Genomic DNA, 19,323 nt, shown 5'->3' with positions numbered 1-19,323 from the left:
GGCCGGTCACTGACCGGCCTTCTTATTGCGGCCCTCATCGCCTGTCGGGCTGGATATACTCAGGGAGGGACCACAAGGAGGGCGAGAAGATGGAGCGTTATCTGATATCGAGCGAAGATCTCACGCGCTTGGAGGGGATCCGCAAGACCCACTTCCTCAACCCCGAGGCCAGGCGGGTGAACAAGTCACTGGGCGATCTGACCGGGTTGACCACGCTCGGGATCCATCTGGTGGAGCTGGCTCCGGGAGCCCTCACCTCGGAGTATCACCGTCACCATATGGAAGATGAGGCCGTCTTCATCCTCGAGGGGGAAGGAGAGGCGCGCATCGGCGACGAGCGGGTGCATGTGGGGGCCGGGGACTTCATCGGTTATCGCGCCGGGGGCCTGGCTCATAACCTGCGTAACTGCGGGGAGGGGGTGCTGCGCTGCCTGGTGATGGGGGCCCGTCTGGGGAGCGATGTATGCGACTACCCCGACAAGCAGCAGCGACTCTTTCGCCACTCCGGCCTGCCCTGGAATTTGGTCAACATGGCCGATATCGACGAGCCGGCCGCCGGTCGCAAGTAACGGTTATTGCTCCTCCTGGCTGCGGTTGCGCCCTTGTCGCTTGGCCATATAGAGGGCGGTATCGGCACGGGTCAGCATCTTGTCGGCGTAATCTCCTTGATCGTGGTAGGCGCTGACGCCGATGCTGATGGTCATGGGGATGGCCAGCTCGGCAGTCAAGGAGTGAGGCCTGGACTCGACGGCGATCCGCAGCCGCTCGGCGGTGGCCATGGCGAGCTCCAGCGTCGTCTCGGGAAGCAGGATGATAAACTCCTCACCCCCCCCAGCGCCCCAGCAGATCGACCTCTCGCAACTGCTCCTGAAGCCGCGTCACCAGGCTGATGAGTGCCACATCGCCCAGCTGGTGGCCATGGGTGTCGTTGATCAGCTTGAAGTGGTCGATATCGAGCAACAGCAGAGAGAGGGGATGCTTGAAGCGCTGTGCCCGATTGAGCTCCATGTTGACCTGTTCGTTGAAGCGGCGGCGATTGACGACACCGGTCAGTGGATCCGTGGTCGCCGCGACTTTCAGCTCTTCGACCAGCTTGGCCCGCTCAGAGATGTCACGCATGATGGCCGTCATCTCTGTGGTGTGCCCCAGGTTGATCTTGGCGATGGTCACCTCGAGAGGGAATTCGCTACCATCCCGGCGCAGCCCTACCACAGAGGCCCTGGCATGCATGGGGCGGGAGTTGATGGGGGAGTTGCTGAAGGCGTGAAAGTAGGTGTCATGGTGGCTGCGAAAGCGCTGGGGCATCAGGGTATCGAGACGCTTGCCGATCACATCCTGCCCCACCCCGAACATCTCGCAGGCCGCCGTATTAATGAGCTCGATGCGGGTTTCGCTATTGACGCTGAGAATGCCGTCATAGGCCGAATTGACGACCGCCTCAAACCGTTGGCGGCTCATCAGCAGAGCCTCTTCCAGCTGCTTTTTGCCGGTGATATCGATGGCGGTGACCAGCACCCGCTCGATACGGCCCTGAAGGGGAATGATGGGGGAGATGATGAGGCGCCACCAGTGGGTGCGTGCCATATGATCGATGGCTATCTCACTCTCGAGGCCGCGTTGTTGCTCGACGCACTCCTGCATCGGGGCCTCAATCTGGGTCAGCATGTAGCGGGGAAAGAGGTGGCTCAGGGGTTGTCCCTGCGCTTGCGCCATCTCCACATCAAATTCTTGAATAAAGGTGTCGTTGGCCGAAACCAGCAGAAACTTGCCCTGGCCATCGAGTTCGAAGAGGGCCACGGCGGTCCCGATGGCATCGAGTGATGACTTGATCTCTGCGTGAGAACCCAGTGCAAACATGGCGGTCCCTCTCTTTCCTGAGTAATCCCAGTATAGCGAGGGCAAGGGCGCGTCTGCCCGATTACTCCTCCACGTCGAGCAGAACCAACAGGGCGCTGTCGCCGCCCCATTCACGCGGTGCCTGATGGAAGGCGCGCACCCTGGGGTGCTGGGCCAGCCAGGCGGGGATGCGCTGTTTGAGGATGTGCTTGCCGATCCCGTGCATGACGCAGGCCACGTGCAAATTGTCCCGCTCACAAGCCGACAGCAGCGCCGAGAGCTCCGCCTTGGCCTGGGTCTGGCTCATGCCGTGCACGTCCAGCAGGATCTCCGGTGGATAGTCGCCGCGGCGCAGCTTCTTGAGTTCGAAGCGGGAGACGTCGGCGCGCACGAAACGCATGGGGCCGTCGCTCTCCAGATGGGGGTGAAACTCGTCGCTGAAATGGTGTTCAAGCCCCAGGTTTTCGCGCTCGAGGCGTAGCTGGCGTTTCTGCTTGACCGGCTTGAAGTCGGCACTTATGGTATCTTGCCTGATTTGACGGGTACCCTTGACCGCATCGCGAAACAACTGGCGTTCATCGTCGGTTAGCGGCGGCGTCTTCTTCATTAGTGTGCTCGTCTTTTGGCTCTGGTTAACAATCTGGGCCGGATATTACTCGACTTGGAGGTGGTTTTGGACAAGATCTTTATCGACGAGGTGGTTGCCGAGATGCACACCATCCAGGACATGTTGCGCTGGGCCATGAGTCGTTTCAACGACGCCGGTATTTTTTATGGCCACGGTACCGACAATGCCTGGGATGAAGCCGTGCAACTGGTGCTGCCCGCCCTGCACCTGCCGCCGGACGTCGACCCCGAGATGCGTCACTCCCGACTCACCACCAGTGAGCGTCACCGGGTGGCCGAGCTCATCATCCGCCGGGTGCAAGAGCGCCTGCCGGCCGCCTATCTGACCAACAAGGCCTGGTATGCGGGGTGGGAGTTCTATGTGGACGAGCGGGTACTGGTGCCCCGTTCACCCATTGCCGAGCTCATCGCCAACCGCTTCGCCCCCTTCCTCAAGCATGAGCCGAGCCGGATCATGGATCTGTGCACCGGCTCCGGTTGCATCGCCATCGTCATGGCCCATGAGTTCCCGGATGCCGAGGTGGACGCCATCGACATCAGTGTCGATGCCCTCAACGTGGCCGAGCGCAACATCGCCGATCACGGCCTCGAGCAGCAGGTGATCCCCATTCGCTCCGATCTGTTCCGGGATCTGCCGCTTGGCGACAAATACGACGTCATCGTCTCCAACCCGCCCTACGTGGATGCCGAGGATATGTCGGATCTGCCGGAGGAGTTTCGCCACGAGCCGGAGCTGGCGCTCGCCTCGGGCTCCGACGGGCTCAAGCTCACCAAGCGCATCCTCGCCAATGCGGCCGATTTCCTGACCGACGATGGCGTGCTCATCGTCGAGGTGGGCAACAGCATGGTGCACCTGGAGGCCCAGTTCCCCGAGATCCCCTTCACCTGGGTGGAGTTCGAGAACGGTGGCCACGGCGTCTTCGCCATGACCCGCGCCGAGCTGCTGCAGTATCAGGAACATTTCGCCATCTACAAGAGCTAATAAGGACGCATCATGGCAGGGAACACCATTGGCCAGCTCTTTCGTGTGACCACCTTCGGCGAGAGCCATGGCCTGGCGCTCGGCGCCATCGTCGATGGCTGTCCGCCGGGGCTTGAGATCACCGAGGCTGACTTGCAGCGCGATCTCGACCGGCGCAAGCCTGGCACCTCGCGCTACACCACGCAGCGCCGTGAGCCGGATGAGGTGAAGATCCTCTCCGGCGTGTTCGAGGGCAAGACCACGGGCACCTCCATCGGGCTGCTTATCGAGAACACGGATCAGCGCTCCAAGGACTACTCCGAGATCAAGGACTTGTTCCGCCCGGGCCACGCCGATTACACCTATCACCAGAAGTACGGTCTGCGCGATTATCGCGGCGGTGGCCGCTCCTCGGCCCGTGAGACCGCCATGCGGGTCGCGGCCGGCGCCATCGCCAAGAAGTACCTGTCACAGGTGCACGGCATCGAGATCGTCGGTTATCTCTCTCAGCTCGGCCCCATCAAGGCCGAGGCGTTTGATGCGGCGCAAATCGAGCAGAACCCCTTCTTCTTCCCCGACGCGGGCAAGCTCGATGCGCTCGACGAGTTTATGCGAGCGCTCAAGAAAGAGGGGGACAGCATAGGCGCCAAGGTGCAGGTGGTGGCCCGCAACGTCCCGGTGGGGCTCGGTGAGCCGGTATTCGATCGCCTCGATGCGGACATCGCCCACGCCATGATGGGGATCAACGCCGTCAAGGGGGTCGAGATCGGTGACGGCTTCGCGGTAGTGGAGCAGAAGGGATCCCGGCATCGCGACGAGATGGGGCCACAAGGCTTTGCCAGCAACCACGCCGGTGGCGTTCTGGGTGGCATCTCCTCGGGGCAGGAGATAGTGGTGAGCATGGCGCTCAAGCCCACCTCCAGCATCACTGTGCCGGGCAAGACCATCACCACCGACGGAGAGGCGACCGAGATGATCACCCGCGGCCGCCACGACCCGTGCGTCGGCATTCGCGCCGTGCCCATCGCCGAGGCCATGCTGGCCCTGGTTCTGATGGATCATCTGCTGCGCCACCGGGCACAGAATCTCGGGGTGCACACCGGCACCCCGCAGCTGCGCTGAGTTCACTCGTCGAGAGAGCAGAGGGAGGAGGTCTCATCTTCCTCCCTTATCTCCTCGATGAGACGGTTGATCTGTGCAAGGGCTTCTTCGCCCATTTTCCCCTTGGTAAAAATAAGATGGACCGGTGTGCGCTCGAGCAGCAGCTGGCAGTGGAGCTGGTCCCGTTGCTCTGGGCGTTCGCTGAGCAGGGACGCTGCGTTGTGCCGCTCTATTACAATGGCGTCGACCCGCCGTGAGAGCAGCATGCAATAACTTCTCGTCACTGTTCTCTTGTCTGAAGCCATCCAGAGCGGGGCAGGGGGCCTCACCAAATATCGTCACCCCTCTCAGCCTGGCGCCGCTCATCCCTGCCTGTTGGCAGACTCGTGGACCATCGGTCAAAGAGCGCCATCTCTTCAGATCTTCGTGGTGCAGCAGGAGCACGAGCTCGCTGTAGCGATAGGATTTGCTGCAGTCAAAGAGTCGGGCCGCTCGGGCAGATAGCGGGCCCCCATGGCCACATCTATTTCGGCATACTGCAGGGCATGGAGCGAACGGGCCCATGGCATGTTGACGAAGCGATACTCTCTGCCAAGCTCTTCCAGCACGGAGCGGGTCAACTCGATATCGATCCCCGTGAGCTGCTGTTTGTTATCTTGATATTGGTACGGGGGCCAGTGTGACCAGCCGATCTTGAGGGGGGCGGCCCAGCCACAGGGGAGGAGCAGGAGCAGCAAGAGGGTGATGCTCAGTCTCATAATGGTCTCATTGTGTTATCCCGTGATGGAAAAAGTATAGGGCAATGGCCTCGGCGCTATTTTTCCCTCGTCACGGGAGTTCAAAATCGTTACACTGCCCCTCCTTCATGCCCCATCAGCTCTGCATCCTGGCGGCAATCGAACACTCTCCCGATCCGGCCGGTCGTGCCCCGCAGAGAAGCCGACCCGACTGCCGTGTCGTCTCCATCAAGGAACTCCATGCAATTTGACTCCCTGGGCCTGTGCGCTCCGCTGCTGCGTGCCGTGGCCGATCAAGGCTATGACACTCCCTCCCCGATCCAGCAGAAGGCCATCCCGGTCGTGCTCGAGGGGCGCGATCTGATGGCTGCCGCCCAGACCGGTACCGGCAAGACCGCCGGCTTTACCCTGCCCATGCTGCAGCGCCTCTCCGAGAGTAAGCGCCGCGTCTCCCCCAACCAGGTGCGAGCCCTGGTGCTGGCTCCGACCCGCGAGCTGGCCGCCCAGGTGGGCGAGAGTGTGCGTGAGTACGGCAAGTACCTGCCCATGCGCAGCCACGTGGTCTTCGGCGGCGTCAGCATTAATCCGCAGATGATGGCCATGCGCCGTGGTCTGGACGTGCTGGTGGCCTGCCCTGGCCGACTGCTCGATCTCTACAACCAGAACGCCGTCAAGTTCGACGAGCTGGAGATCCTGGTGCTGGACGAAGCGGACCGCATGCTGGACATGGGCTTTATCCGCGATATCCGCAAGATCCTGGCCCTGCTGCCCAAGAAGCGTCAGAACCTGCTCTTCTCCGCCACCTTCGCCGACGAGATCCGCGAGCTGGCCACCGGCCTGCTGCACGAGCCGGCCGTGGTGGAGGTGACCCCGCGCAACAGCACCGCCGAGCGTATCGAGCAGCTGGTGCACCCGGTCGACAAGGGCAACAAGATCCCCCTGCTGACCCACCTGGTCAAGGCCAACGACTGGCAGCAGGTGCTGGTCTTCACCCGCACCAAGCACATCGCCAACCGCGTGGCCGAGAAGCTGGAGAAGGAAGGGGTGACTGCCGCCGCCATCCACGGCAACAAGAGCCAGGGGGCCCGTACCCGCGCCCTCGCCGGTTTCAAGGAGGGCACCCTGCGGGTGCTGGTGGCCACCGACATCGCGGCCCGAGGCCTCGACATCGACAAGCTGCCCCAGGTGGTCAACTACGAGCTGCCGAATGTGGCGGAAGACTATGTGCACCGTATCGGTCGTACCGGTCGTGCCGGTGCCGCCGGTCATGCCATCTCCCTGGTGAGTGCCGACGAAGGCAAGCTCATCAAGGGGATCGAGCGTCTCATCAAGCAGACCATCGACAAACAGGCCGTGGCCGGCTTTGAGCCCTCCCGCGAGACCCTGGATGCCATTGCCAGGGGGATCGGCCAGCCGCCGCGCAAGGAGCCCCGTGAGCCGCACGAGCAGCGTCAGCCGCGCCGTGCTCCCCAAGGCCAACCCAAGGCGGCCAACGGTGCCCGCCCGCAATCCGCCGGCAAGCCCCAGGCCCGTGCTGCCGACGGCGAGAGCCGTGCCGCCAAGCCGGCTCGTCGTCGCCGCCCCCGTGGACCGCGTCCGGCGCAGGCCTGACGGTTCGTGTGACGCTATTGTGAGAGGCCACCTTCGGGTGGCCTTTTTGTTGATGGCCACTCATGGGGCTGGTGGTCAGAGAAATCGGGGGGGATCTTGCCTGCTGGGGCTGATGAGACTACGCCCTGTCTCGCACTGTGTCTCATGGGGACGGACCAGCATTTTCCTCTGTATCAGCTCTTCATGACAGAAAAAAGGCGCAACCTGGCCGGCTCTGGCCGAGGGGGGAGGGAGGGGTTTATTTTCTGCTGTGTTTCTCATTTTAATGGGGGTTAGTCAGATAAAAATGCTGATCCATGAGGAGTGCATCAGTTGGCGATTTCTTGCTCGTTTTTCGCGAGGTGGCCTCCTGTGGCTCGCCCAGCCATGTTGTGATCTCACTCACACATGGGGAGGGGTAGCAGGAAATCGTTTTTTCGGTTTCAAACGATGATTTTCGGGAGGGGAAGGGGGCAACCCGCACGGGATCAGGGCTCGCGCCAGTTACCCACAGAAACTGTGGATAACCCTGTTTATGAAAATTGAAAATCTGCCTGAACCCCGCATGAACACTGGCTTTTCAGGCCTGTTCAAAAAATAACGCACAAAAAAACTTGCTTTAATAAACAAAGACTTATGAACAGCAGAGGAAAATACTGAAGGAAGCGAAACGGGATAAAAAGGGGCGTGATGGCACGATTGTGCACATGTGCATTATTTCGATGATATCGAGACACCGAAGTGGATAAGTTGCACCGGAATGGTGAAAGAGAGGTGGCTCCCCCGACTGGACTCGAACCAGTGACATACGGATTAACAGTCCGCCGTTCTACCGACTGAACTACGGGGGAATAAATAGCAGGGAGGCAGATATTACAGAACGGGTCCTCTCGGGTCAAGCGCTGCATCACGGCAGGACTCAGTTAGCCAGGCTCTCCTTGCCCCCATAGGCACAGGGGGGCGGTTGGCGGTAGACTGTTGCGTCGTATCGTCATCGCGGAGTGCCCATGAGCAAGACCTTCTCCCTCTGTAGCCAGTTCCAGCCCTCGGGGGATCAGCCTGGGGCCATCGCCCGCTTGCTCGACGGGATAGAGAGCGGCCTGGCCCATCAGACCCTGCTCGGGGTGACCGGCTCGGGCAAGACCTTCACCATGGCCAACGTGATCGCGACCCTGGGGCGCCCCACCATGATCCTGGCCCCCAACAAGACCCTGGCGGCCCAGCTCTACGGGGAGATGAAGGAGTTCTTCCCCGATAACGCGGTGGAGTACTTCGTCTCCTACTACGACTACTACCAGCCCGAGGCCTACGTCCCCTCGACCGACACCTTCATCGAGAAGGATGCCAGCATCAACGATCACATCGAGCAGATGCGCCTGTCGGCCACCAAGGCGCTGCTGGAGCGGCGCGACGTGGTGATCGTCGCCTCGGTGTCGGCCATTTATGGCTTGGGGGATCCCCAGGCCTACCTGCAGATGATGCTGCACCTGAGAGTCGGTGACACCATCAACCAGCGTGACATGCTGCGCCGGCTCGCCGAGTTGCAATACGCCCGTAACGAGATGGCCTTCGCCCGCGGCACCTTCCGGGTGCGCGGGGAGGTGATCGACATCTTCCCGGCCGAGTCGGACAAGCAGGCGGTGCGGGTCGAGCTGTTTGATGACGAGATAGAGCGCATCAGCCTGTTTGATCCCCTGACCGGTGCCGTCGAGCAGACGGTGGCGCGCTGGACCGTCTACCCCAAGACTCACTATGCCACCCCGCGTGAGACCATCCTCGGTGCCATCGACAAGATCAAAGAGGAGCTGCGTGAGCGCAAGAGCACGCTGATTTCCATGAACAAGCTGCTCGAGGAGCAGCGTATCAGCCAGCGCACCCAGTTTGACATCGAGATGATGCAGGAGCTTGGCTACTGCTCGGGGATCGAAAACTACAGCCGCTACCTGTCGGGCCGCGCCCCCGGCGAGCCGCCGCCGACCCTGTTTGACTACCTGCCGGGGGATGGGCTGCTCATCATCGACGAGTCCCACGTCACCGTGCCCCAGATAGGCGCCATGTACAAGGGAGACCGCTCGCGCAAGGAGACCCTGGTGGAGTATGGCTTCCGGCTGCCTTCGGCGCTGGATAACCGCCCCCTCAAGTTCGACGAGTTCGAGGCCCTGATGCCCCAGACCGTGTTTGTCTCGGCGACTCCGGGTCCTTATGAGCTCGGCAAATCCGCCGACGAGGTGGTGCAGCAGGTGGTGCGACCCACCGGCCTGCTCGACCCCGAGCTCGAGGTGCGCCCGGTCGGCACCCAGGTGGACGATCTGCTGTCGGAAATTCGCAAGCGGGTGGCGGTGGACGAGCGGGTGCTGGTCACCACCCTGACCAAGAAGATGGCTGAGGACCTGACCGAGTACCTTGCCGATCACGACGTCAGGGTGCGTTATCTGCACTCGGACATCGACACGGTGGAGCGGGTGGAGATCATCCGCGACCTGCGTCTGGGCAAGTTTGACGTGGTGGTGGGGATCAACCTGCTGCGCGAGGGGCTCGACATGCCGGAAGTCTCTCTGGTGGCGATCCTCGATGCAGACAAGGAGGGCTTCCTGCGCTCCACTCGCTCCCTTATCCAGACCATAGGGCGGGCGGCGCGTAACGTGAATGGCAAGGTGATCCTCTATGGCGACACCATCACAGAGTCGATGCGGGTGGCCATCGAGGAGACCGAGCGACGGCGCGCCCTGCAGCATGACTACAACATCCAGCACGGCATTGTGCCCAAGGGGCTCAACAAGAAGATCGTCGATATGATGGACACCGGGGGCGAGCTGCGCGATCGCCGCACCCGTCGGGTGGCCGAGCCCGAGCCTGAGCATCGGCCCCGCAGCGCCGCCGAGCTGGCCCGCGAGATCAAGCGCCTTGAGGAGCAGATGTTCGAGCACGCCAGAAACCTCGAGTTTGAACAGGCGGCAGCTCTGCGTGATCAGGTGGCGCGCCTGCGCGCGGAGCTGATCGAATGAAGCGTCTGAGCTTGCTGCGCCGTCTGTGGCGTGGCTTGCGTCATCCGGCCACGCCGCTCTGGTGCAAGGGGCTGGCGGTGCTACTGTTTCTGTATCTGATCTCCCCCTGGGATCTGCTGCTCGATGTCATTCCACTGCTGGGCTGGTGTGATGATGCCACCCTGGTACTGCTCTTTCTCTGGGGGTGGGAGCGACTGCTACCGCTCGATGTGAGGCAGGCCATAGGGGAGAGCGAATGAGACGACTCTTGGGGCTGTGGGTGTTTTGCACCACCCTGGCTCAGGCTCATCCTCTGGCCATTGCGGTGGGGGAGTCCATGCCCCCCTTCTTTATCGAGGGCGATCCCCCAAGCGGCCTCGAGCTCGACATCGTGAAAGGGGCGCTGGAGGGCTCTGGCCATCAACTCCAGCCCCTGTTTGTCCCCTATGGCCGCGCCGAGCGCCTCTACCTGGCGGGACGGGTCGATGCCTATGCCACCACCGAGCGAAAGTCGGCAGGCTTTTACTCCCTGCCCCATATCACCTATGAGAATGTGGCCGTGACCCTCAAGTCGAACGCCCTGGCGCTGGGGAGCCTGGAACAGTTGGCGGGGATGCGGGTGCACGCCTTTCAACATGCCAGGGGTCTGCTCGGGGCCTCGTTTGCCGGCGTGGTCAAGAAGATGGCCAGCTATCAGGAGCGGGGGCGCCTGGAGGATAGCCTGCGCATGCTGGAGAAGGGACGGCTCGATGTGGTGGTGGTCGATATCAATATCCTGCGCTACCTGCAGCGCAAGGGGGTCGTGGGAGAGGGGTTGGCAGTGCATTTTCTCTTTCCGACCCTGCACTATCGCATCCTGTTTCGCGACAAGGGGGAGCGAGATGACTTCAACAAGGGGCTGGAGCGGCTCAGGCGTAGCGGAGACTACTATCGCCTGCAGGAGCGTTATCTCGGTAACTAGGCGTGAGCACAGAAAGAGAGGGTGGCGTCAGAGCCACCCTTTGCGTTTGAAGAAGAAGTAGGTGCCAAAGGCCGACATCAACATCAGGCCGATGGACATGGGGTAACCATACCCCATGGCCAACTCCGGCATATGGGCGAAGTTCATGCCGTAGATGCTGGCGATCAGGGTGGGGGGCAGGAAGACCACGGCGGCTACCGAGAAGATCTTGATCACCTTGTTCTGCTCCAGATTGGTCACCCCCATGGCGGCCTCCAGCTGGAAGTTGATCTTGTCGAACAGGAACTGGGTATGGGGCAGCAGGGATTCCACATCGTGCAGCATCTCGTCGATCCACTTGTTCTGCTCCCCGCTCATGGTCTGGCGCAGGCTGCGCTTCAAGAAGCGCAGGGCCCGGCGGGTATCGTGCAGGGAGAGGCGGATCTGGCCATTGGTCTCTTCCTGGGCGATTAATTCCTTGAGGATCGGGGTGAGCTGATCGGCTTCGAACACCTGATCGGCGGTCCCCTCCAGGGTCTTGTAGCCATCCTCGATCAGATCCGAGAGGTACTCCACCTTGAGGTTTTGCACCTCCAGCAGCACATCGAGGGCATTCTCCACCTCGAGGCGCTCCTGGCGCATATAGTGGCGCAGCAGGCGTACCAGCCCGATATCGTCTTCGCGAATGCTGATGAGCAGGTTGTTGCGCAGGGTGAAGGAGACATGCACCCCCTTGGTATCGCGACCGATCCGCTGGGGAAAGAGCGAGTGGATGTGCAGACCGTCCGTGTCCCAGTAGAAGCGGGCGGAGGCCTCGATGTCATCGAGCTCCTCCTTGTCCGGCACCTCTTCGAGGAAGAGTCCCGTCAACCACTCCCGCTCCTCCTCGTCGGGTTTGTAGACATCCAGCCAGATGGTGTTATCGGGCAGTATGTCCTGCGGCCCGAGGTTGTGGATGTCGAGTACCTGGTTATTGAGGATATAGGCGGTAATCATCTGGTCCCCCTTGATGCGGTTGGGTTTGCAGGGATGGTCACTCAGGTTTATGCGCGCCCGGAAGGACGACAGGAGAATGCAGGAAGACGCATAGGCCGAAAGAAAACCTGACTGCGGCGAACTATACAGAGGTCCGCCGCGCTTGTCAGGGGCTATTCAGCGAATATTCAACGACTTTGCCAAAAAAGGGACGAGGTCCGATCACATGTTGGGGTAGTTGGGTCCCGACCCTCCCTGCGGCGGCGTCCAGCGGATGTTCTGACTGGGGTCCTTGATGTCACAGGTCTTGCAATGAATACAGTTGGCCCCGTTGATCTGAAACGCGGGTTCCCCCTCCTGCTGCACCACCTCGAACACCCCGGCCGGGCAGTAACGCTGAGCCGGCTCGGCCCAATTGGCCAGATTGACCCTGAGCGGAACAGAGGGATCGGCCAGCTTGAGATGGCAGGGCTGATCCTCGTCGTGGCTGGTGTTGGCCAGATAGACAGAAGAGGGGCGATCGAAGCTCAGTTTTCCGTCCGGCCTGGGATAGGCGATGGGCTGGCAGCGATCCTGATGCTTGAGGCGGCGATAGTCGGGTTCGCTGTCACGAAGGCGCACGGGGAGACCCTTGGGAAAGAAGCGCTGCTCCAGCCAGTTGAAGGCTCCCCCGAGCCAGGGGCCGAAACGGTGCAGGGCGGCACCAAAGTGGCGGGCGCGGCGCAGGGAGTGGCCAAGCCAGCTCTGGGCGATGAGCTGGCCATAGTGGGCGAGATCTTCTCCACCAGAGCCCAGGGCAGCGCTCACCGCCTCGGCGGCCAGCATCCCCGACTTCATGGCGGTGTGGATCCCCTTGATGCGTGAAAAGTCGAGGGTGCCGGCATCGCACCCCAGCAGCAGGGCGCCGGGCACATGCATGCGGGGCAGGGCGTTCCATCCCCCCTTGGTGATGGCCCGGGCCCCGTAGCTGACCCGCTCTCCCCCCTCCAGCACGGAGGCGATGAGCGGGTGGTGCTTGAAGCGCTGGAACTCCTCGAAGGGGCTGAGCCAGGGATTTTGGTAGTTGAGATCGACGATGAGGCCGACCGCCACCTGATCCCCCTCCTGGTGATAGAGGAAAAAGCCGCCGTGGCTATCTTTACCCAGGGGCCAGCCGCTGCCGTGCAGCACAGTGCCGGGGCTGGTGCGACCGGCCGGGAGCTGCCACAACTCCTTGAAGCCGATGGCGTAGTGCTGGGCCTGGCGACCCTCGGCCAGAGCAAATTGTTCGATGAGCCCCTTGCCCAGATGGCCGCGCGCCCCCTCGGCCAGCAGGGTGTAGCGACCGAGCAGGGCCATGCCGGGCACATGATCCGCCTTGGGATTGCCCTCCCTGTCGAGCCCCAGATCTCCGGTCAGTACCCCCTTGACCACGCCCTCTTCGATGATGAGCTCACTCGCGGCAAAGCCGGGATAGATCTCGACCCCGAGTGCCTCGGCTTCTTTGGCGAGCCAGCGGCAGAGATTGCCCAGGCTGATGATACGGGCTCCCTCGTTGTGCATGGAGGGGGGGATGGCCCAATGGGGCAGCCGCAGGCTGTGCTTGTCGCTTTGCAGCAGATGCACCTGATCGTCGCTCACCGCCACACCGAGTGGCGCCTCCTGCCAGCGTTCGGGAAAGAGCTCTTGCAGGGCCCGGGTATCGAGCAGGGCGCCGGAGAGGAGATGGGCACCCACCTCGGAGCCCTTCTCGAGCAGGCAGACGGAGCAGTCGGGAGCCCGCTGCTTGAGGGCGATCGCGGCTGCGAGGCCAGAGGGACCTGCTCCGACCACCACCACATCGAATTCCATTACGTCGCGTTCCATCTTGCCCCTGCTCCTGAGTTGTCATAGGTTAGTAAATGAAGTTTACGTAAACGTAAACTTGAATTCAAAAGCTGGTCGAGTCTCTCATGCTGGTCGGGGCAGTTGCCGACAAGGCGAGTCGACCTTTGTTTCTCTCTATCAAGGAGTGATCATGAAGCTGCTGGTCCCTATCAAGCGGGTCATCGATTACAACGTGAAGGTACGCGTCAAGGGAGATGGCTCCGACGTGGATCTTGCCAACGTTAAAATGGGGATCAACCCCTTCTGTGAGATCGCCGTGGAAGAGGCGGTGCGCCTGCGTGAACAGGGGATTGCCCAAGAGGTAGTGGTGGTCACCCTGGGGCCGGAGGCGGCGGCCGAGCAGTTGCGCCATGCCCTGGCGCTGGGGGCCGATCGGGCGCTGCACTATGTCACCGACGAGCGGCTGCAACCGCTGGCGGTGGCCCGCGCCCTGGCCCGGGTGTGTGAGAGCGAGCAGCCGGATCTGGTGCTGCTTGGCAAGCAGTCTATCGACAGCGACAACGGCCAGGTGCCTGCCATGCTGGGCACCCTGCTGGAGTGGCCGGTGGCCCTCTACGCCTCGGCCCTCAAACCCGAGGGTGGCGAGCTGCTGGTGACCCGTGAAGTGGATGGTGGTCTCGAGACGGTGGCCCTGGGCCTGCCGGCCGTGGTGAGTGTGGATCTGCGCCTCAACGAGCCCCGTTTTGCCTCCCTGCCCAACATCATGAAGGCCAAGCGCAAGCCCCTTGAGAGCCAGCCTCTGGCGACCCTCGGCGCAGGCGCCGGGAGCGCCATCGTTCCCCTCGGGGTGACGCCGCCACCCCAGCGTAGCGGTGGCGTGCTGGTCGGCTCGGTCGATGAGCTGCTGGTCAAACTCAAACAAGAGGCCAAGGTGATCTCATGAGCAGTACACTGACGAACGTTCTGATCATTGCCGAGCAGACTCAGGGGCAACTGGCCCCCTCGGTGCCCCGACTGGTCGCGGCGGCTCTTTGCTGTGCCAGCCGGTGCGAACTCTTGCTGCTGGGGGAGGGGGCCGAGAAGGCAGCTGCGAGCGCGGCCGAACTGGCCGGGGTGAGCGCCGTGAAGGTGGCCACCGGGCTTCCCCAGAGCGCCCTGCTCGGTATCGACAAGGCTCTGCATCCCCTGGTGGCGCCATATCCGCTCTGCCTGATGGCCGCAGGCACCCTGGGGCGGGATCTCATCCCAAGGCTCGCCGCCCGACTCGGTGTCGAGCCCCTGAGCGATGTGATCGCCATCGAGGATGGGGAGACCTTCGTGCGTCCCATCTATGCGGGCAATGCCCTGGCGCGGGTACGCCTGGCCTCGCCCCAGCGCCTGATGACGGTGCGCTCCACCGCCTTTGTGCCGGTCGCCAGCCAGCCGGCCGCCCCGATTGAGCATCTGGCTCTCGAGCCCGCCCCGGTGCGGGCCCGCATCACGGGCTGCGAGACCCGCGTCTCGGTGCGCCCCGAGCTTACCGCCGCCCGGGTGGTGGTCTCGGGGGGAAGGGGGCTGGGCTCTCGCGAGCAGTTTGCCCTGGTCGAGGCCCTGGCCGACAAGCTGGGAGCCGCCGTGGGGGCCTCTCGCGCTGCGGTCGATGCCGGCTTCGTGGGCAACGATCTGCAGGTGGGTCAGACCGGCAAGGTGGTCGCCCCCGAGCTCTATATTGCCGTCGGGATATCGGGGGCCATCCAGCATCTGGCCGGCATGAAGGAGTCCCGGATCATCGTCGCCATCAACAAGGATCCGGAGGCGCCCATCTTCCAGATCGCCGACTATGGCCTGGTGGGGGATCTCTTCACCCTGCTCCCCGAGCTCACCGCCAAGTTGTGATGCTCAGACGGGCGAGCCGACGGTTGGCGACCCGCCCGTCTCTTTCTCATTTGTGTGATCGCCTGCGCAAAAAGCCTTTGCTCACCGGCGCCGGTTCGGTGTAAAAGCATGATTCTCATGGATCACGCCACGGAACTGTCATGAACCAAGCGATTTACAATTTCTGCGCCGGCCCGGCCATGCTGCCGGTGCCTGTCATGGCGCGCGCACAGCGCGAATTTTGCAATTTTCAGGGGATAGGGGCCTCCGTCATGGAGCTCTCCCATCGCGGCAAGGAGTTCATGGCGGTGGCCGAGAAGGCCGAGCAAGACCTGCGCGATCTGTTGGCCGTGCCCGACAACTACAAGGTGCTCTTCATGCACGGAGGCGGTCGCGGCCAATTTGCCGCTGTTCCTCTCAACCTGCTCGGTGGCGATAATCGCAAGGCCGACTATCTGCTGACCGGTGTCTGGTCCCGGGGCGCCCTCAAGGAGGGCGTCAAGTTTGGGGAGATGCTGGGTCATGAGGGGGTCAGCTCGGAGGGGGAGATCACCCGTCTGTTGCCGACGCCGGCGTTCCGTCCCGATGCGGCCTATGTACACTACTGCCCGAATGAAACCATCGAGGGGATCGAGATGTTCGACATCCCCGATACCGGCGACATCCCCCTGGTGGCGGATCTCTCCTCCACCATTCTCTCGCGCCCTCTGGATGTGAGTCGTTTCGGCGTCATCTATGCCGGCGCCCAGAAGAATATCGGCCCCTCTGGCCTTGCCATCGCCATCGTGCGTGACGATCTGTTGAACCAGGGGCGCGGCGATGTGCCGGCCATCCTCGACTATCGCCTCACCGCCGAGCATGACTCCATGTTCAACACGCCGCCCACCTATGCCTGGTATCTGGCCGGCCTGGTGTTCGAGTGGCTCAAGGAGATCGGTGGGCTCGAGCAGATGGAGCGTCTCAACAAGGCCAAGGCCGACCTGCTCTATGGCTACATCGACAGCAGCGCGTTTTACAGCAACCGGGTCGACCCGGCCTGCCGCTCACGTATGAACGTGCCATTCCAGCTCAAGAACCCCGAGCTTGACACTCGCTTCCTGGCCGACGCCAAGGAGGCCGGGCTGCTCGCCCTCAAGGGGCACAAGCTGGTGGGAGGGATGCGAGCGAGCATCTACAACGCCATGCCCATCGAAGGGGTGCAGGCCCTGGTGGCGTTTATGGAGCGTTTTGCCAAGCAGCACGGTTAAATACCGGTCGCACGATGGCGCCGGGTCTCCCCCGGCGCCATTTTTTATCCATTCAGGCAAGATCCTTGCCGATACCTGCCCGGGCTGTTAACGTCCGAAGCAGGTCAAGTTTTAGGTACCAGGAACAGGATGTCTATGAAGTCGTTATCCCTCGAGCCCATCACCCGGGTTGCCGGCACCGTCAATCTGCCAGGCTCCAAAAGTGTCTCTAACCGTGCCCTGCTGCTCGCCGCTCTGGCCCGCGGCACCACCCGTCTGACCAATCTGCTCGACAGCGATGACATCCGTCACATGCTCGACGCCCTGACCCAGCTCGGGGTGCGCTATCAACTCTCGGCCGACAAGACCGAATGTACCGTTCATGGTCTGGGTCGCAGCTTTGCCGCCAAGGAGACGGTGCGCCTCTTCCTCGGCAATGCCGGCACCGCCATGCGTCCCCTGTGCGCCGCCCTCTGCCTTGGCAGCGGTGAATACCTGCTAACCGGCGAGCCGCGCATGGAAGAGCGCCCCATCGGCCATCTGGTCGACGCCTTGCGTGAGGCGGGGGCCCATATCCAGTACCTCAAGCAGGAGGGCTTCCCCCCCCTGGCCATCGACGCCAAGGGGTTGTGGGGCGGTGATGTGCACGTGGACGGCTCCGTCTCCAGCCAGTTTCTCACCGCGTTTCTGATGGCCGCGCCCATGGCGGCCGGGGATACCCGCATCCACATCATGGGAGAGCTGGTCTCCAAGCCCTACATCGACATCACCTTGCACATCATGAAACAGTTTGGCGTGGTGGTGGAGCACGACAACTACCAGTGTTTCTACATCAAGGGCAACCAGACCTACGTCAGTCCCGGGGATTTTCTGGTGGAGGGAGACGCCTCGAGCGCCTCTTACTTCCTCGCCGCCGGCGCCATCAAGGGCAAGGTACGGGTCACCGGGATCGGCAAACAGAGCATCCAGGGAGACATCCATTTTGCCGACGTACTGGAAAAGATGGGGGCCCGCATCACCTGGGGGGACGACTTCATCGAGGCAGAGCAAGGGGCGCTTGAGGGGATCGACATGGACATGAACCATATTCCCGATGCGGCCATGACCATCGCCACCACGGCCCTGTTTGCCAAGGGGCCGACCATTATCCGCAACATCTATAACTGGCGGGTGAAGGAGACCGATCGCCTGCATGCCATGGCGACCGAGCTGCGCAAGGTGGGGGCCCTGGTGGAGGAGGGGCAGGACTATATTCGCGTTACTCCGGTGCCCCGACTGACCCATGCGGCCATCGATACCTATAACGATCACCGTATCGCCATGTGCTTCTCGCTGGTGGCCCTCTCCGACACGCCGGTGACCATCAACGACCCGGGATGCACCTCCAAGACCTTCCCCGACTTCTTCGCCAAACTGGATGCCATCAGCCAGCGCGATTGATCCTCAGGCCCGCCTTTCGGCGGGCCTTTAGCATTCTTTCTGTAAGTTGCAAGGCTCTTAAGTTTCACTCTCTAATTTTAAATGTAATTTTCTATTTACACGCCGCCGCGTCGAGGCTAGATTGGAATTTCTCCGTTGTATGCAATCACGCAGGAAAGCCCTATGCAGCACCAAACCGACGACGTTCGTATCAAGGAAATTAAAGAGTTACTGCCCCCTGTCGCGGTGCTGGAGAAGTTTCCGGCTACCGAGACTGCCAGCCAGACCGTCTATGAGAGCCGTCAGGCCATCCATCGCATCCTGGCGGGTGAAGATGACCGCCTGTTGGTGGTGATCGGCCCCTGCTCCATCCACGACCCGGTCGCCGCCGTCGAGTACGGCAAGCGTCTGCTGGCCTTGCGCGAGGAGCTCAAGGGGGAGCTGGAGGTCGTGATGCGGGTCTACTTCGAGAAGCCGCGTACCACTGTCGGCTGGAAGGGGCTCATCAATGACCCTTACCTCGATGGCAGCTTCCGCATCAACGATGGCTTGCGGATCGGGCGCAAGCTGCTGCTCGATCTCAACGATCTCGGCATGCCGACCGCTTCCGAATTCCTCGACATGATCACCCCTCAGTATGTGGCGGATCTGATGAGCTGGGGAGCCATCGGTGCCCGCACCACCGAGTCCCAGGTGCACCGTGAGCTGGCTTCCGGCCTCTCCTGCCCGGTGGGCTTCAAAAATGGTACCGACGGCACCATCAAGGTGGCCATCGATGCCATCGGTGCCGCCAGCGCCCCGCACCACTTCCTGTCGGTGACCAAGTATGGCCACTCCGCCATCGTCTCCACCGCCGGTAATCCGGACTGTCACATCATCTTGCGTGGTGGTCGCGAGCCCAACTACAGCGCGGCCCATGTGGCCGAGGTGTGTGGCGGTCTTGCGAAGGCGGGCCTGCCGCAGAAGGTGATGGTGGACTTCAGCCACGCCAACAGCAGCAAGCAGTTCAAGAACCAGATGTTGGTGGCCGAAGACGTGGCAGCCCAGTTGGCCGGTGGCAGCCAGGCCGTATTCGGCGTCATGGTGGAGAGCCATCTGGTGGAGGGGCGCCAGGATCTGAAAGAAGGGTGCGAGCTCACCGTCGGCCAGAGCATCACAGATGCCTGTATCGGCTGGGAAGATACCGAGACCCTGCTGCGGCGTCTCTCGGCGGCTATCCAGGCCCGCCGCGGTTAATCTTGCCACCTGTGAAGAGGGCTGCCCGGGC

17 protein-coding genes, 1 tRNA gene and 1 pseudogene are annotated in these 19,323 nt (G+C 62.2%); 12 read left to right on the top strand and 7 right to left on the bottom strand.

Features of this window, described 5'->3' with window-relative positions; genetic code table 11:
- The first annotated feature begins 89 nt into the window (after positions 1-89).
- Positions 90-569, top strand: a complete 480-nt coding sequence (locus tag AB5Y48_RS07135) for a cupin domain-containing protein (protein ID WP_050665597.1) — start codon at positions 90-92, stop codon at positions 567-569.
- Between the two features lie 3 nt (positions 570-572).
- On the opposite strand, the pseudogene AB5Y48_RS07130 reads toward AB5Y48_RS07135, so the two are convergent.
- Positions 573-1,857: pseudogene (locus AB5Y48_RS07130) on the bottom strand (diguanylate cyclase).
- Positions 1,858-1,918: 61 nt separating this feature from the next.
- On the bottom strand, positions 1,919-2,443 hold the full coding sequence (gene smrB, locus AB5Y48_RS07125) for an endonuclease SmrB (protein WP_050665599.1): 525 nt from the start codon (positions 2,441-2,443) through the stop codon (positions 1,919-1,921).
- 66 nt (positions 2,444-2,509) lie between these two features.
- Between smrB and prmB the strand changes: the two genes are divergently transcribed.
- Positions 2,510-3,445, top strand: a complete 936-nt coding sequence (gene prmB / locus AB5Y48_RS07120) for a 50S ribosomal protein L3 N(5)-glutamine methyltransferase (RefSeq protein ID WP_050665600.1) — start codon at positions 2,510-2,512, stop codon at positions 3,443-3,445.
- A gap of 12 nt (positions 3,446-3,457) precedes the next feature.
- Entirely contained in the window at positions 3,458-4,546 is a 1,089-nt protein-coding gene (gene aroC / locus AB5Y48_RS07115) for a chorismate synthase (RefSeq protein WP_368164077.1), read from the top strand.
- 2 nt (positions 4,547-4,548) lie between these two features.
- Here aroC and AB5Y48_RS07110 read toward each other — a convergent pair whose 3' ends face one another.
- Positions 4,549-4,791 carry a hypothetical protein gene (locus tag AB5Y48_RS07110; protein ID WP_368164076.1) on the bottom strand — a complete coding sequence of 81 codons (243 nt, stop codon included), beginning with the start codon at positions 4,789-4,791 and terminating at the stop codon, positions 4,549-4,551.
- A 150-nt stretch (positions 4,792-4,941) separates the two neighbouring features.
- Positions 4,942-5,283 carry a substrate-binding periplasmic protein gene (locus tag AB5Y48_RS07105; RefSeq protein ID WP_368164075.1) on the bottom strand — a complete coding sequence of 114 codons (342 nt, stop codon included), beginning with the start codon at positions 5,281-5,283 and terminating at the stop codon, positions 4,942-4,944.
- A gap of 219 nt (positions 5,284-5,502) precedes the next feature.
- Here AB5Y48_RS07105 and AB5Y48_RS07100 point away from each other — a divergent pair, with 219 nt between their 5' ends.
- On the top strand, positions 5,503-6,873 hold the full coding sequence (locus tag AB5Y48_RS07100) for a DEAD/DEAH box helicase (protein WP_050665603.1): 1,371 nt from the start codon (positions 5,503-5,505) through the stop codon (positions 6,871-6,873).
- A gap of 754 nt (positions 6,874-7,627) precedes the next feature.
- Here AB5Y48_RS07100 and AB5Y48_RS07095 read toward each other — a convergent pair.
- Positions 7,628-7,703: transfer RNA gene (locus tag AB5Y48_RS07095), tRNA-Asn, on the bottom strand.
- Between the two features lie 156 nt (positions 7,704-7,859).
- Between AB5Y48_RS07095 and uvrB the strand changes: the two genes are divergently transcribed.
- Genes uvrB through AB5Y48_RS07080 form a run of 3 tightly spaced genes read left to right on the top strand, consistent with a single transcriptional unit; the run spans position 7,860 to position 10,797 of the window.
- The gene (gene uvrB / locus AB5Y48_RS07090) at positions 7,860-9,857 is read left to right on the top strand and encodes an excinuclease ABC subunit UvrB (RefSeq protein WP_368164074.1); all 1,998 of its coding nucleotides are present in this window, start codon (positions 7,860-7,862) and stop codon (positions 9,855-9,857) included.
- Positions 9,854-10,096 (top strand): YkvA family protein, encoded by a 243-nt coding sequence (locus AB5Y48_RS07085; protein WP_368164073.1) that lies wholly within the window; start codon positions 9,854-9,856, stop codon positions 10,094-10,096. The genes uvrB and AB5Y48_RS07085 overlap by 4 nt, the downstream gene beginning before the upstream one ends.
- Positions 10,093-10,797 (top strand): ABC transporter substrate-binding protein, encoded by a 705-nt coding sequence (locus AB5Y48_RS07080; protein WP_082177918.1) that lies wholly within the window; start codon positions 10,093-10,095, stop codon positions 10,795-10,797. The genes AB5Y48_RS07085 and AB5Y48_RS07080 overlap by 4 nt, the downstream gene beginning before the upstream one ends.
- A 27-nt stretch (positions 10,798-10,824) precedes the next feature.
- Here the strand turns inward: AB5Y48_RS07080 and corA are convergent, their stop codons facing one another.
- On the bottom strand, positions 10,825-11,772 hold the full coding sequence (corA, locus tag AB5Y48_RS07075; RefSeq protein WP_050665607.1) for a magnesium/cobalt transporter CorA: 948 nt from the start codon (positions 11,770-11,772) through the stop codon (positions 10,825-10,827).
- A 201-nt stretch (positions 11,773-11,973) separates the two neighbouring features.
- A complete protein-coding gene (locus AB5Y48_RS07070) occupies positions 11,974-13,596 on the bottom strand; it encodes an electron transfer flavoprotein-ubiquinone oxidoreductase (RefSeq protein WP_050665608.1) in 1,623 nt (540 codons plus the stop codon).
- A gap of 151 nt (positions 13,597-13,747) precedes the next feature.
- Between AB5Y48_RS07070 and AB5Y48_RS07065 the strand changes: the two genes are divergently transcribed.
- From AB5Y48_RS07065 to aroG, 5 genes are all read left to right on the top strand, one after another.
- On the top strand, positions 13,748-14,500 hold the full coding sequence (locus AB5Y48_RS07065; RefSeq protein ID WP_050665609.1) for an electron transfer flavoprotein subunit beta/FixA family protein: 753 nt from the start codon (positions 13,748-13,750) through the stop codon (positions 14,498-14,500).
- Positions 14,497-15,432: an electron transfer flavoprotein subunit alpha/FixB family protein gene (locus tag AB5Y48_RS07060; RefSeq protein WP_050665610.1), complete on the top strand. Its 936-nt coding sequence runs from the start codon at positions 14,497-14,499 to the stop codon at positions 15,430-15,432. Before AB5Y48_RS07065 ends, AB5Y48_RS07060 begins: the two co-directional genes overlap by 4 nt.
- Positions 15,433-15,572: 140 nt before the next feature.
- A complete protein-coding gene (gene serC / locus AB5Y48_RS07055; RefSeq protein ID WP_368164072.1) occupies positions 15,573-16,658 on the top strand; it encodes a 3-phosphoserine/phosphohydroxythreonine transaminase in 1,086 nt (361 codons plus the stop codon).
- 135 nt (positions 16,659-16,793) lie between these two features.
- Positions 16,794-18,077: a 3-phosphoshikimate 1-carboxyvinyltransferase gene (gene aroA / locus AB5Y48_RS07050; protein WP_368164071.1), complete on the top strand. Its 1,284-nt coding sequence runs from the start codon at positions 16,794-16,796 to the stop codon at positions 18,075-18,077.
- Positions 18,078-18,239: 162 nt separating this feature from the next.
- Positions 18,240-19,292 (top strand): 3-deoxy-7-phosphoheptulonate synthase AroG, encoded by a 1,053-nt coding sequence (gene aroG / locus AB5Y48_RS07045; protein WP_050665613.1) that lies wholly within the window; start codon positions 18,240-18,242, stop codon positions 19,290-19,292.
- The last annotated feature ends 31 nt before the right edge of the window (positions 19,293-19,323 follow it).

The organism is Aeromonas sp. R6-2 (genome assembly GCF_040908155.1).
Classification (GTDB): domain Bacteria; phylum Pseudomonadota; class Gammaproteobacteria; order Enterobacterales; family Aeromonadaceae; genus Aeromonas; species Aeromonas schubertii.
The sequence above is the reverse complement of the archived record's forward strand: the minus strand, read 5'-3'. Positions and strand labels throughout refer to the sequence as shown.

Excerpts from the sequence above, each read along its gene's own strand:
- AB5Y48_RS07060 (WP_050665610.1), top strand. The coding sequence starts at position 14,497 with ATGAGCAGTACACTGACGAACGTTCTGATCATTGCCGAGCAGACTCAG.
- AB5Y48_RS07080 (WP_082177918.1), top strand. The coding sequence starts at position 10,093 with ATGAGACGACTCTTGGGGCTGTGGGTGTTTTGCACCACCCTGGCTCAG.
- AB5Y48_RS07135 (WP_050665597.1), top strand. The coding sequence starts at position 90 with ATGGAGCGTTATCTGATATCGAGCGAAGATCTCACGCGCTTGGAGGGG.
- aroA (WP_368164071.1), top strand. The coding sequence starts at position 16,794 with ATGAAGTCGTTATCCCTCGAGCCCATCACCCGGGTTGCCGGCACCGTC.
- AB5Y48_RS07070 (WP_050665608.1), bottom strand. The coding sequence starts at position 13,596 with ATGGAACGCGACGTAATGGAATTCGATGTGGTGGTGGTCGGAGCAGGT.
- aroC (WP_368164077.1), top strand. The coding sequence starts at position 3,458 with ATGGCAGGGAACACCATTGGCCAGCTCTTTCGTGTGACCACCTTCGGC.
- AB5Y48_RS07105 (WP_368164075.1), bottom strand. The coding sequence starts at position 5,283 with ATGAGACTGAGCATCACCCTCTTGCTGCTCCTGCTCCTCCCCTGTGGC.
- uvrB (WP_368164074.1), top strand. The coding sequence starts at position 7,860 with ATGAGCAAGACCTTCTCCCTCTGTAGCCAGTTCCAGCCCTCGGGGGAT.
- corA (WP_050665607.1), bottom strand. The coding sequence starts at position 11,772 with ATGATTACCGCCTATATCCTCAATAACCAGGTACTCGACATCCACAAC.
- AB5Y48_RS07085 (WP_368164073.1), top strand. The coding sequence starts at position 9,854 with ATGAAGCGTCTGAGCTTGCTGCGCCGTCTGTGGCGTGGCTTGCGTCAT.
- smrB (WP_050665599.1), bottom strand. The coding sequence starts at position 2,443 with ATGAAGAAGACGCCGCCGCTAACCGACGATGAACGCCAGTTGTTTCGC.
- AB5Y48_RS07110 (WP_368164076.1), bottom strand. The coding sequence starts at position 4,791 with ATGCTGCTCTCACGGCGGGTCGACGCCATTGTAATAGAGCGGCACAAC.
- aroG (WP_050665613.1), top strand. The coding sequence starts at position 18,240 with ATGCAGCACCAAACCGACGACGTTCGTATCAAGGAAATTAAAGAGTTA.
- AB5Y48_RS07065 (WP_050665609.1), top strand. The coding sequence starts at position 13,748 with ATGAAGCTGCTGGTCCCTATCAAGCGGGTCATCGATTACAACGTGAAG.
- AB5Y48_RS07100 (WP_050665603.1), top strand. The coding sequence starts at position 5,503 with ATGCAATTTGACTCCCTGGGCCTGTGCGCTCCGCTGCTGCGTGCCGTG.
- serC (WP_368164072.1), top strand. The coding sequence starts at position 15,573 with ATGAACCAAGCGATTTACAATTTCTGCGCCGGCCCGGCCATGCTGCCG.